The 12601-nt window shown below is 70.0% G+C and carries 9 protein-coding genes; 7 read left to right on the top strand and 2 right to left on the bottom strand.

Annotated elements, in window-relative coordinates:
• Positions 1–102 precede the first annotated feature (102 nt).
• Positions 103–1545, bottom strand: coding sequence for a CCA tRNA nucleotidyltransferase (locus ACWEN3_RS28055; RefSeq protein ID WP_452976286.1), 1443 nt, complete (start codon positions 1543–1545; stop codon positions 103–105).
• A 273-nt stretch (positions 1546–1818) separates the two neighbouring features.
• On the opposite strand from ACWEN3_RS28055, the gene ACWEN3_RS28050 reads away from it, so the two are divergent.
• From ACWEN3_RS28050 to trxA, 7 genes are all read left to right on the top strand, one after another.
• Positions 1819–4191 carry a DUF6049 family protein gene (locus tag ACWEN3_RS28050; protein WP_452976284.1) on the top strand — a complete coding sequence of 791 codons (2373 nt, stop codon included), beginning with the start codon at positions 1819–1821 and terminating at the stop codon, positions 4189–4191.
• Between the two features lie 45 nt (positions 4192–4236).
• Complete coding sequence (murJ, locus tag ACWEN3_RS28045) at positions 4237–6609, top strand: murein biosynthesis integral membrane protein MurJ (RefSeq protein ID WP_452976282.1); 2373 nt, start codon at positions 4237–4239, stop codon at positions 6607–6609.
• A 118-nt stretch (positions 6610–6727) separates the two neighbouring features.
• Positions 6728–8449, top strand: a complete 1722-nt coding sequence (locus ACWEN3_RS28040) for a protein kinase family protein (protein ID WP_452976280.1) — start codon at positions 6728–6730, stop codon at positions 8447–8449.
• Between the two features lie 26 nt (positions 8450–8475).
• Positions 8476–9225 (top strand): RNA polymerase sigma factor SigM, encoded by a 750-nt coding sequence (gene sigM, locus ACWEN3_RS28035; protein WP_452976278.1) that lies wholly within the window; start codon positions 8476–8478, stop codon positions 9223–9225.
• Positions 9222–10109 carry an anti-sigma factor family protein gene (locus tag ACWEN3_RS28030; protein ID WP_452976276.1) on the top strand — a complete coding sequence of 296 codons (888 nt, stop codon included), beginning with the start codon at positions 9222–9224 and terminating at the stop codon, positions 10107–10109. Before sigM ends, ACWEN3_RS28030 begins: the two co-directional genes overlap by 4 nt.
• A gap of 153 nt (positions 10110–10262) precedes the next feature.
• Complete coding sequence (trxB, locus tag ACWEN3_RS28025; RefSeq protein ID WP_452976274.1) at positions 10263–11234, top strand: thioredoxin-disulfide reductase; 972 nt, start codon at positions 10263–10265, stop codon at positions 11232–11234.
• A 48-nt stretch (positions 11235–11282) separates the two neighbouring features.
• Positions 11283–11612 carry a thioredoxin gene (trxA, locus tag ACWEN3_RS28020; protein ID WP_452976272.1) on the top strand — a complete coding sequence of 110 codons (330 nt, stop codon included), beginning with the start codon at positions 11283–11285 and terminating at the stop codon, positions 11610–11612.
• A gap of 91 nt (positions 11613–11703) precedes the next feature.
• Here trxA and ACWEN3_RS28015 read toward each other — a convergent pair whose 3' ends face one another.
• Positions 11704–12321 (bottom strand): GNAT family N-acetyltransferase, encoded by a 618-nt coding sequence (locus tag ACWEN3_RS28015; protein ID WP_452976270.1) that lies wholly within the window; start codon positions 12319–12321, stop codon positions 11704–11706.
• Positions 12322–12601: the final 280 nt, after the last annotated feature.

Here is a 12601-nt window from a genome sequence, read left to right as displayed (position 1 = left end):
TTCGCGCTCTGGGTCATGTCACCACTCCGTACACACATCGACCCTCGGTGCTGCCGGTCCGGAGTGATGTTTCACGTGAAACATCGACCCGCCCGGATCGGCTCAGCTCTGCTCGGCCCACCACTCCTTGAGGGCGGCCACCGCGGCGTCGTGCTCCATCGGACCGTGCTCCAGCCGCAGCTCCAGCATGTGCTTGTACGCCTTGCCGATGACCGGGCCCGGTCCGACGCCCAGGATCTCCATGATCTGGTTGCCGTCGAGGTCCGGGCGGATCGCGTCCAGCTCCTCCTGCTCCTGGAGCTGGGCAATGCGCTCTTCAAGCCCGTCGTAGGCCCGGGACAGCGCGGCCGCCTTCCGCTTGTTGCGGGTGGTGCAGTCGGAGCGGGTCAGCTTGTGCAGGCGGTCCAGCAGCGGGCCGGCGTCACGGACGTAGCGGCGGACCGCCGAGTCCGTCCACTCCCCGGTGCCGTAGCCGTGGAAGCGCAGATGGAGTTCGACCAGTCGTGAGACGTCCTTCACCAGCTCGTTGGAGTACTTCAGGGCGGTCATGCGCTTCTTGGTCATCTTGGCGCCGACCACCTCGTGGTGGTGGAACGAGACCCGGCCGTCCTTCTCGAAGCGGCGGGTGCGCGGCTTGCCGATGTCGTGCAGCAGCGCGGCCAGCCGCAGCGCGAGGTCGGGCCCGTCCTGCTCCAGGGCGATCGCCTGCTCGAGGACGATCAGCGTGTGCTCGTAGACGTCCTTGTGCCGGTGGTGTTCGTCACTCTCCAGGCGCAGCGCCGGCAGCTCGGGCAGCACATGGTCGGCGATCTTGCTGTCCACGAGCAGGGACAGGCCCTTGCGCGGGTGCGCGGAGAGGACCAGCTTGTTCAGCTCGTCCCGGACCCGCTCCGCCGACACGATCTCGATTCGCCCTGCCATCTCGGTCATGGCGGTGACGACCTCGGGAGCGACGGCGAAGTCCAGCTGGGCCGCGAACCGTGCGGCCCGCATCATCCGCAGCGGATCGTCCGAGAACGACTCCTCCGGCGTGCCCGGCGTACGCAGCACACGGGCCGCGAGGTCCTCCAGGCCACCGTGCGGGTCGATGAACTCCTTCGCCGGCAGCGCCACGGCCATCGCGTTGACGGTGAAGTCACGGCGGACGAGATCCTCCTCGATGGAGTCGCCGTACGAGACCTCGGGCTTGCGCGAGGTGCGGTCGTACGCCTCCGACCGGTAGGTGGTGATCTCGATCTGGTAGCCGCCCTTGTGCGCGCCGACGGTGCCGAAGGCGATCCCGACCTCCCAGACGGCGTCCGCCCAGGGCCGGACGATCTTCAGTACGTCCTCGGGGCGGGCGTCGGTGGTGAAGTCCAGGTCGTTGCCGAGCCGGCCGAGCAGCGCGTCGCGCACCGAGCCGCCGACCAGGGCGAGGCAGAACCCGGCCTCCTGGAATCGGCGGGCGAGGTCGTCGGCGACCGGCGCCACCCGCAGCAGCTCGGTGACCGCGCGCTGCTGCGCCTGGCTCAGGGCGGAGGGAGTGTCTTCGTTGGGGTTCGGCACAACAGAAGAGGGTACGTGCACCGGGCGATCCGGGGCGCCCCCATAAAGGCCGGGCCGCCCACGGCGAGGGGTGCGGACAGCTACCGGCATACCCGTGCAAGCACTTCTCTTGCGGCGTTCGGCCGCTCTTCCCGCGATACTGGACATAGAGGACGGGTCGTCGCCGTCCTCTGATCTTGTGGCGGAGACCGCGGCACTTCCGCTCGGCGCGCATCGTTACCATGCGTGGACGCACATTCCGACGACCACTGACGACGAGGGACGGGCGAGCGCGTGGCCGAGGCGGCTGACATCCAGGCAACCAGTGCCTCACCTGTGCGCCGCTGGCTGCGACGCACAGGAGCGCTGCTCGCCGGAGCGCCTCTGCTGGCCGGGCTGCTCCAGCTGCCGGCCGCGGCGCCCGCTCAGGCCGCCTCCTCGGACCCGGTGTCCGTCTCCCTGGACTCGCTCAGCCCCAACGCCCCCACGGACGGCGACACGGTCACCGTCTCCGGCACGGTGGTCAACAACGGCAAGCAGCCCGTCACCGGCGCCCACGTGGGCCTGCGGGTCGGTCCGCTGCTGAACACCCGCTCGGCCATCGACGGCGTCGCCCAGCACGCCGACGACCTGCAGAACGGCACCGGCTCCGAGGTCGGCGACAAGTACGTGGAGAAGTTCGACAAGCTGGCTCCGGGCATCGCCGAGCACTTCAGCATCTCCGTTCCCGTGGACAAGCTCGACCTCGGCAGTGACGGCGTCTACGAGTTCGATGTCGCGCTGTCCGGCCAGACCGCCGCCCAGCCCTGGGACCAGATGCTCGGCATCCAGCGGACGTTCCTGCCGTGGCAGCCGTCCGACCCCGACACCAAGACGAAAACGACGTTCCTGTGGCCGCTGCTGTCCACCGTCCACATGACGGCCAAGACGGGCGCCGGTGAGCTGCAGACCCCGGTGTTCCTCGACGACGACCTGGCCAAGGAACTCGCGCCGGGCGGTCGGCTGGCCCAGATGGTGGACCTGGGCAAGGACCTGGACGTCACCTGGGTGATCGACCCTGACCTGCTGGCCTCGGTGGACGCGATGGCGGCGGGCAACTACCGGCTCCAGGGCGACAACGGCACCACGACGCCCGGCCCCCGGGAGCATCAGGCCGTCGCCAAGCAGTGGCTGGCGAGCCTGCAGAAGGCGGTGGTGGGCAAGGCTGTCGTCGCGCTGCCCTTCGGCGACCCGGACCTCGCCTCCCTCGCGCACACCGGCACCAGCGTCACCGGCTCGCTCAGCCACCTCAAGGACGCCACCGACGTCGCCGCGACGACGGTGAAAACTGTGCTTCACGTCACACCGGGCACCGACTTCGCATGGCCCGTCGAGGGCGCCGTGGATCCGTCGATCATGAGGGTCGCGACCTCCGCCGGCGCCGACCGGGTGATCGCTCGCAGCGACAGCCTCCAGGAGACCGCGGGGCTGACCTACACACCCTCCGCCGCCCGCCCGGTCGGCGGGGGCACCACGGCGGTGGTTGCCGACGCCCGGCTGTCCACGTCCTTCGAGGGCGACCTGACGAAGGCGGACTCGACCACGCTCGCCGTGCAGCAGTTCCTGGCCCAGAGCCTCGAGGTCAACGCTCAGACGGACAAGCAGCGCAGCATCGTCGTCGCCCCGCAGCGCATGCCCACGGCGGCCCAGGCGCAGGCGATGGCGGCGGCGCTGAAGGCGCTCCAGGGAAGCACCTGGTCCCAGGCCCAGGATCTGACCGCCGCGGCCAAGGACAAGCCCGACCCGGACGCCACCACGCATATCCCGTCGACGACGGTCTACCCCTCCTCGCTGCGCCGTCAGGAGCTGCCGAGGGGGGCCTACGAGCAGATCGCGCGCACCCAGGACATGCTCGACAACTTCCAGGTGATCCTCTCCGACCAGTCCCGCGTGGTCACCCCGTTCGGGCGGGCCATAAACCGTGAGATGTCCACGTCGTGGCGCGGTCGGAGCGGCGAGGCGGACGGCTACCGCAGCGGTGTCGAGGCATGGCTGGACGAACTGGCCCAGCAGGTCAAGCTGATCGACAAGTCCGAGACCAAGCTGTCCGGGCGCAGCGCGACCATCCCGGTGACCGTCCAGAACAACCTCGTCCAGCCGGTCGGCCACCTGGTGCTGCGCCTCACGTCGACCATGCCGACCCGTCTGAAGATCGGCGGCAAGGCCTACTCCGAGCAGCCCGTCGACATCGCGGGCGGGCACAGCCAGTCCGTGAAGTTCACCACGTCGGCCAATGCCAACGGCCGGGTCACGGTCATCGCCCAGCTGTACACCGAGGACGGCCAGGAGTACGGCGACCCCGTCACCTTCGACGTGAAGGTCACCGAGGTCACGCCCACGGTGATGCTGGTCATCGGCGGCGGCGTGCTGCTCCTCGTCCTCGCCGGCTTCCGGATGTACACCCAGCGCAAGCGGGCGGCCGCCCGCCAGGCCGACGAGGGCGGCCCGGACGCGGCGGAGGAGGGCTCCGACGAGCCCGGGAACCCGGACGAGCCCGGAGACCGTCTCCCGAAGGAGTCCGGCTCCACCTCCGGGGCAGACGCCCCGGAGCAGCCGAGTGACCCTGCGCCGGACACCGCTCCGGAAAGCGCCGACCCGTCCGGGACGGGTGAGAGAGTGGACCGTTGAGCGATGTCGTGGCCGGTGGGCCCGGGACGATGAGGTGGGGTAAGCATGAACGCGCCGTACGACGGTGATCGCGGCCATGGCGCGGCCGGCTCGGGCTACCCCGAGACGCCGCCCGAGCCCGGCCAGGTGCCGCCGCAGCCCGCGGCTGACATGTATCTCCAGGACGCCTATGACCAGGACCCCTATCGGGCGCACGACCTGACCGCCCAGGACCCGGTCGCCGAGGCGCTCTACGACCGTGCCGCGCATCCGCCGCCCCCCGGCGCCTACGACCAGCAGCAGCCGCTGTACGCCCCGCCCGCGCAGTCGCCGTACTCCCCGAACCCGCACGTGTGGGCGCAGACCCCGGCGCCGGAGCCGGAGAGCGCGGCCCAGCACCTGCCGTACGGCGACAACCCGCGCACCACCCAGTTCGTGGGCGTGGACGACCTGGTCTCGCACTCCGGCGAGGAGTACCACGAGCCGGACGCCTTCGCGCACCTCTTCAAGGACCAGCAGCAGAGCGGCGGGCACACGCCCATGGATCCCCCGGCCTTCCCTGGGCCGGCGGCCGCGCCGGGTGCCGGACAGGGGCCCGCGGGGCAGTACCCGCCCGCCTACGGCCAGAACCCGCAGCAGCCGCACCCGAACCCGTACGCCGGGGCCGCGTACCCGCCGGGGCCGTCCGCCGCCGGAAACCCGCTGCAGTCCCCGGTGCCGGCCCCGGCCGCCGCCCCGGATCCCGCCGGGCCGGCCGCGGCCGCCCAGCCCGAGATGCCCCTCGCGCCCTCCGCTCCGGCGAAGAAGGGCGGCAAGGCCGCCGGGCTGATGAAGTCCAGCGCCGTCATGGCGGCGGGCACCATGGTCTCGCGCCTCACCGGCTTCGTCCGCTCGGCGCTCATCGTCTCCGCGCTCGGCCTCGGCTTCCTGGGCGACTCCTTCCAGGTCGCCTACCAGCTGCCGACCATGATCTACATCCTCACCGTCGGCGGTGGCCTGAACTCGGTCTTCGTTCCGCAGTTGGTGCGGGCGATGAAGGAGGACGACGACGGGGGCGAGGCCTTCGCCAACCGTCTGCTGACCCTCGTGATGGTGGCCCTGGCCGCATTGACCGGGCTCGCGATGTTCGCGGCGCCCCTGCTGGTGCGCATGCTGTCCAACCCGGTCGCGACAAACCCCGCGGCCAACGACGTCGCGGTCACCTTCACCCGCTACTTCCTGCCCTCGATCTTCTTCATGGGCATCCACGTGGTGATGGGTCAGATCCTCAACGCCCGCGGCAAGTTCGGCGCGATGATGTGGACCCCGGTCCTGAACAACATCGTCATCATCGTGACGCTCGGCATGTTCATCTGGGTCTACGGCACCGCCGCCGACTCGCACATGACCGTCACGAACATCCCGCCGGAGGGTCAACGCCTGCTCGGCGTAGGCGTGCTGCTCGGTCTGGTCGTGCAGGCGCTGGCGATGATCCCCTACCTGCGCGAGACCGGGTTCCGGATCCGGCTGAGGTTCGACTGGCGGGGCCACGGCCTGGGCAAGGCCGCGATGCTCGCCAAGTGGACGGTGCTGTTCGTCCTCGCCAACCAGGCCGGCGCCATGATCGTCACCCAGCTGTCCACCGCGGCCGGCAAGGACTCCGGCATCGCGGGCACCGGCTTCGCCGCCTACGCCAACGCCCAGCTGATCTGGGGCCTGCCGCAGGCCATCATCACGGTGTCCCTGATGGCCGCCCTGCTGCCACGCATCTCGCGTTCGGCCGCCGAGGGCGACCGCGGCGCGGTACGAGACGACATCTCCCAGGGACTGCGGACCACGGCCGTCGCCATCGTCCCCATCGCCTTCGGCTTCCTGGCGCTCGGCATCCCGATGTGCACGCTGATCTTCGGCTCCTCGGGCACCGACGAGGCCACCAACATGGGCTACATGCTGATGGCCTTCGGCCTCGGCCTCATCCCGTACTCGGTGCAGTACGTCGTCCTGCGGGCCTTCTACGCCTACGAGGACACCCGGACGCCCTTCTACAACACCGTCATCGTCGCCGTGGTCAACGCGGGCGCCTCGGCGCTCTGCTACTTCCTGCTGCCGCCTCGCTGGGCGGTCGCCGGTATGGCCGCCTCCTACGGCCTCGCCTACGCGATCGGTGTGGGTGTCGCCTGGCGGCGGCTGCGCAAGCGGCTGGGCGGCGACCTGGACGGTGCCCGGGTGCTGCGGACGTACGCGCGTCTGTGCATCGCCTCGGTGCCCGCGGCCGTGCTCAGCGGCGCGGCCGTCTACGGCATCGGGCGCACCCTCGGGCAGGGAGTCGTCGGCTCCTTCGCGGCGTTGCTCGTCGGCGGGGCCGCCCTGCTCGGCATCTTCTTCGTCGCCGCCCGGCGGATGCGGATCGAGGAACTCAACTCGCTCGTGGGCATGGTGCGCGGGCGTCTGGGTCGTTGAGGCGGGGGTAGGCGCACAACCATCGTCCGCCGCTGTGTGTCGTGCATAGCGGCAGACTGTGGGCACAATTGGTTTCGGCGTCGGACAGCGTGCAACGGATGGGGAGGCAGGGACGACGGTGGCGGAACGGAGCACGGCTGCCGTCGACGTGGCAGACAACAGCGGTGACGAGCCGCTGACCGCCAAGGCGGACCAGTCCACGGCCGACGGGGTGGCCAAGAACCCGGAGCGTGACACGGGCAGCGAGGAGACGCAGGGGAGCGACGGAATCGCGGGTCCCGCGGAGACGGCCTCGCCTCCCGAACTCCACAGCGGTCACAAGCTGGCCAGACGGTACCGGTTGGAGGAGTGCGTCACCCGTCTGGACGGATTCAGCAGTTGGCGTGCGGTCGACGAGAAACTCCGTCGTGCCGTCGGCGTCCATGTGCTGCCGGCGGACCATGCGCGGGCCCGTTCCGTCCTGGCCGCCTCCCGGTCCTCGGCGCTGCTCGGAGACCCGCGCTTCGTCCAGGTCCTCGACGCCGTCGAGGAGAACGACCTCGTCTACGTCGTGCACGAATGGCTGCCCGACGCGACCGAGCTGACGACGCTGCTCGCGGCCGGCCCGCTGGAGCCGCACGGCGCCTACCAGATGGTCAGTCAGGTGGCCTCCGCCATGGCCGCCGCGCATCGCGAGGGCCTCGCCCATCTGCGGCTGAACCCGAATGCCGTACTGCGTACGTCGACCGGCCAGTGGCGCATCCGCGGCCTGGCCGTGAACGCCGCGCTGCGCGGCATCAGCTCCGACACCCCGCAGCGCAGCGACACCGAGGCGATCGGCGCCCTGCTGTACGCGGCGCTGACCCAGCGCTGGCCCTACGAGAACGACGCCTACGGCCTGTCGGGGCTGCCCAAGGACGTCGGCCTCATCGCGCCGGACCAGGTACGGGCCGGGGTCCACCGCGGCCTGTCCGAACTGGCCATGCGGGCCCTCGTCAACGACGGGGCGACCGCGTCCCGTCACGAGGCTGCCTGCACCACGCCGGAGGAGCTGGTGAAGGCGATCGGTGAGATGCCGCGCATCCGCCCGCCGGAGCCCGCGTTCACGGCGCCGCCGGAGTACCAGCGCACCACGTACCAGCAGGGCACGTACGGCCGTCCGGCGCCGCATTCCGGCGCCCCGCAGCCGATCGTGCCCCCGCCGCCCCCGCTGCAGAGCCGCACGGGCAAGGCCCTGAAGTGGGCGGTCTCCGCCCTTCTCATCGCCGCCCTCGGCCTGGGCAGCTGGCAGTTGGCCGACGCCCTGATGGGCCAGGGTGACAAGTCCAACGACACCAACAAGAGCCAGACCCCGGACGGCGGCGACAAGAGCGCCAAGACGCCGAAGGCGGCGCCGATAAGGATCCAGGGGAGTCAGGAGTTCGTCGCCGAGGGCGACCCGCAGCACCCCTCCGACGTGCAGAACACCTACGACGGGAACCCGTCCACCTACTGGCGGACCCGGACCTTCAACGAGGGTCCCAGGATCGCGCCGTACAAGCCGGGAGTGGGCATCGTCTACGACCTCGGCGCGGGCAAGAACCTCAGCACGGCCACCATCGATCTGCGCTACGCCGGTGACCACACGACGGTCGAGCTGTACGCGGCCGACTCGCTGACCCCGCCGTCGCTGGCCGCCATGCACAAGATCGGCGGTGTCACGACGACGAGCGCCACCGCTACGGTGAAGCTCACCAAGCCGGTGAAGACGCAGTACGTCCTCGTCTGGCTGACCGCCGTGCCTAATTCGGGGGCGGACTCGACCCTGTACGCCGGTGCCGGCTTCAAGCAGGCCATCGGCGAAGTGCAGTTCACGGGCTGACGTCTCACCCGGACCGGAGGGGGCAGATGGCGGAGGGTGCCGGATACGACGGTGTGAGCGACCAGGACCTGCTCACCCGCCATGTGGAAGGCGATCCCGATGCCTTCGGCGAGATCGTCCGGCGGCATCGGGATCGGCTCTGGGCGGTCGCCCTGCGGACGCTGGGGGACCGCGAGGAGGCCGCCGACGCGGTTCAGGACGCCCTGGTGTCGGCCTACCGGGCCGCCCATACCTTTCGGGGGCAGTCGGCCGTCACGACCTGGCTGCACCGGATCACGGTGAACGCCTGCCTGGACCGCGCCCGCAAGGCCGCCTCCCGGAAGACCGCCCCCGTGGACGACACCGAGCGGCTGGAGCAGCTGCTGGAGCCCCACGAGTCGGCCTCGGCGCCGGCCGAGCGCAACGATGTGCACCGCCAGCTCCTCGAAGCGCTCGGCACCCTTCCGCAGGAGCAGCGGGCGGCGCTCGTCCTCGTCGACATGCAGGGCTACCCGGTCGCGGAGGCCGCTCGGATCCTCGACGTGCCCACAGGGACCGTGAAGAGCCGGTGCGCCCGAGGCAGAGCCAGACTTCTGCCGCTGCTCACCCATCTACGGCCAGGCGGTGGCGGAGGCCCACAATCCGACGGCTCCCGGGACGGAAAAGAAAAGGGGCCGGGACGGAACCGGGTGCAGGGGACATCCGTCCCACCGGCAACGGGGTCTCCCGGCGGAGGCCCGGGGGACACGGGACCGAGTGATTCAGCCGCAGTGAAGGGCGGAGGTGGGCGAGCGTGACGTCGACGACTGACACGGCCGGGCACCCGGATGTCGCGGAGATCTCCGACCTCACCGAGGGCCTTCTCTCCCCGGACCGCAGCACGGACATACAGCGCCACCTGGGCGCCTGTGAGCTGTGCGCGGACGTCCACGCCTCACTGGAGGAGATCCGGGGCCTGCTGGGCGCCACGCCGGGCCCGGAGCGCATGCCGGTCGACGTGGCCCAGCGCATCGATGCGGCCCTTGCTGCCGAGGCCCTGATCAGTGCCTCCGGACAGGACAGCGCGAGTCATGTTTCACGTGAAACGTCGGCTCCGGCTGATCGCCCTGCCGGGCGCCCGCAGGCGACGACCGGACCGGGGCGGAAGAAGAGCGGGCGGGGTCGCCGCCGCAGGACGATCGTTCTGGGCGGCGTGCTGACCGCCGCCGTCCTGGGAGCCGGGGCACTGGTACTCCAGTCGTTCGGCGCTGGTACGTCCGGCACGACGGCTCATGGCAAGCCGAGCGCTCCCGTCAGCGCCTTCTCCGGAACCAGCGTCCAGAGCCAGGTGCGGGACCTCCTGGAGTCGAAGAAGGGCACTCAGCGGGGCTACACCAGTCAGCGGCCGCGGTCCGGCGCCGGCTCGGGGCAGAACACCCCAGGGGCGCCCGAGAGCGCGAACACGCTGATGCAGACCCAGGTCCCGGTTCCGACCTGCGTCCGGCACGCGATTCCCAGGGGCGACCAGGCCCTGGCCGCCAAGGTCGGCACCTACGGCGGGAAGAGCGCCTACCTCGTCGTCCTCCCGGACCCCGACGACGCCACGCGCGTCACCGCGTACGTCGTGGACGCCGCCTGCATCCGGCAGGAGCCCGACTCTGCCGGCAAGGTTCTTCTGCAGCAGTCCTTCGCTCGTTCCTGAGTCCGGCGGAGTACTCGATCGGTCGTCCTCGCGCACGCGTGTGCCCGGACACACAGGGAATGCGCGCCCCGTAGGATCCGTTGGGTGGGGTGAGAGTTCCGCAAGGGGCTCCCACCGGTCGACTGACGCAGACCAGAGACGAGGAATCAAGCCGTGAGCGACGTCCGTAACGTGATCATCATCGGCTCCGGGCCCGCAGGCTACACGGCGGCGCTGTACACCGCCCGTGCCTCGCTGAAGCCCCTGGTGTTCGAAGGCGCCGTCACCGCGGGTGGTGCCCTGATGAACACCACCGAGGTGGAGAACTTCCCGGGCTTCCGCGACGGCATCATGGGCCCCGACCTCATGGACAACATGCGGGCGCAGGCCGAGCGCTTCGGCGCCGAGCTGATCGCGGACGACATCGTCTCGGTCGACCTGAGCGGCGAGATCAAGACGGTCACCGACACCGCGGGCACGGTCCACCGGGCGAAGGCCGTCATCGTCACCACGGGCTCCCAGCACCGCAAGCTCGGCCTGCCGAACGAGGACGCGCTCTCCGGTCGTGGTGTCTCCTGGTGCGCCACCTGTGACGGGTTCTTCTTCAAGGACCAGGACATCGCCGTGATCGGCGGCGGCGACACCGCGATGGAGGAGGCCACCTTCCTTTCGCGCTTCGCCAAGTCCGTGACGATCGTCCACCGCCGTGACACGCTCCGTGCCTCCAAGGCGATGCAGGAGCGCGCCTTCGGCGACCCGAAGATCAAGTTCGTGTGGGACAGCGAGGTCGCGGAGGTCCAGGGCGAGCAGAAGCTCTCGGGTCTGAAGCTGCGCAACGTCAAGACCGGTGAGCTGTCCGAGCTGCCCGTGACGGGCCTGTTCATCGCGATCGGCCACGACCCGCGCACCGAGCTGTTCAAGGGCCAGCTGGACCTGGACGAGGAGGGCTACCTGAAGGTCGCCTCCCCGTCCACCCGCACCAACGTGACCGGTGTCTTCGCCGCCGGTGACGTGGTCGACCACACCTACCGCCAGGCGATCACCGCGGCCGGCACCGGCTGCTCCGCCGCTCTGGACGCCGAGCGCTTCCTCGCTGCGCTCGCGGACGAGGACAAGGCAGAGCCCGAGAAGACCGCCGCCGTCTGACCTTCGCCCTTCCCCGCCCCACTGCACGACCAAGTTAAGGAGCCCGCCGTGGCCGACCTGAAGAACGTGACCGACGACTCCTTCGAGCAGGAGGTCCTGAAGAGCGACAAGCCCGTCCTGGTGGACTTCTGGGCTGCCTGGTGCGGTCCGTGCCGCCAGATCGCGCCGTCGCTCGAGGCGATCGCCAAGGAGTACGGCGACAAGATCGAGATCGTCAAGCTCAACATCGACGAGAACCCGGGTACGGCCGCCAAGTACGGCGTCATGTCCATCCCGACCCTGAACGTCTACCAGGGCGGTGAGGTCGCCAAGACCATCGTCGGCGCCAAGCCCAAGGCCGCGATCGTCCGGGACCTCGAAGAGTTCATCGCGGAGTGACGTTTCACGTGAAACACGAATGGGCCAACCCCCATGGGTTGGCCCATTCGCTTATGTCCCTCCGCTGAGCGCGGCCGACGCCGAGCGGCGGCTACAGCGGCCTCAGCACCGGCTCCTTCTGGACGGCTCCCAGAAGCCGGTCGAGGGCCATCTCGACGTCTTCCTTCCAGGAGAGCGTCGATCGCAGCTCCAGCCGCAGCCGAGGGTGCGTGGGATGCTGCCGGACCGTCTTGAAGCCCACGGCCAGGAGATGGTCGGCCGGCAGCAGACAGGCCGGCTCCTTCCAGCGGGAGTCACCGAACGCCTCGATGGCCTTGAAGCCCCGGCGCAGCAGATCCTTGGCAACCGTCTGCACCAGCACCCGGCCGAGCCCCTGCCCCTGGTATCCGGGCATCACGAAGGCCGTCATCAGCTGTACGGCGTCCGGCGAGACCGGACTGGTGGGGAAGGCCGTCGATCGCGGCACATAGGCCGGAGGGGCGTACAGCACGAAGCCCACCGGCACATCGTCGACATAGACCACTCGGCCGCACGATCCCCAGTCGAGCAGGACGGCTGAGATCCAGCCTTCCTTCTCCAGAGCGGCTGTACCCGCTCTTACCGCCGCCTCGCCGCTGACAGGGTCCAGTTCCCAGAAGACACACGAGCGGCAGCGCTTGGGAAGGTCCTGAAGGTTGTCCAGCGTGAGCGGCACGAGCCGACGCCCCATGAAGGCTGTTCCTCGCTTCCTTCGCCCGCCGCATCACGCGCGGCTGTCAGAGCGCCGTGTTCCCTGAGCAGGCTGCCGACGAATCCGCCGACCGCTCCAAGGCCCAGGCCCGCGCTCACCAGTCCGGTGCGGCTCATCGATCGCATGGCCCCTGTCTCCCCACTCAGAGATGCAGATGCTGTCCGGTGGACGTGCCATACCCGTTCGCATCGTATCCACGATGCGATTCACTCGATACTGCCTCAAAGCAAAGGGCGGGCCGTGTTCCGGTACTCCGGAC

Source organism: Streptomyces sp. NPDC004561, assembly GCF_053602155.1.
This window is presented reverse-complemented; position numbering and strand designations above follow the sequence as displayed.

What these genes read in the sequence shown, in the direction of transcription:
- murJ (WP_452976282.1), top strand. Translation starts at nt 4,237, where the DNA reads ATGAACGCGCCGTACGACGGTGATCGCGGCCATGGCGCGGCCGGCTCG.
- sigM (WP_452976278.1), top strand. Translation starts at nt 8,476, where the DNA reads ATGGCGGAGGGTGCCGGATACGACGGTGTGAGCGACCAGGACCTGCTC.
- ACWEN3_RS28015 (WP_452976270.1), bottom strand. Translation starts at nt 12,321, where the DNA reads ATGGGGCGTCGGCTCGTGCCGCTCACGCTGGACAACCTTCAGGACCTT.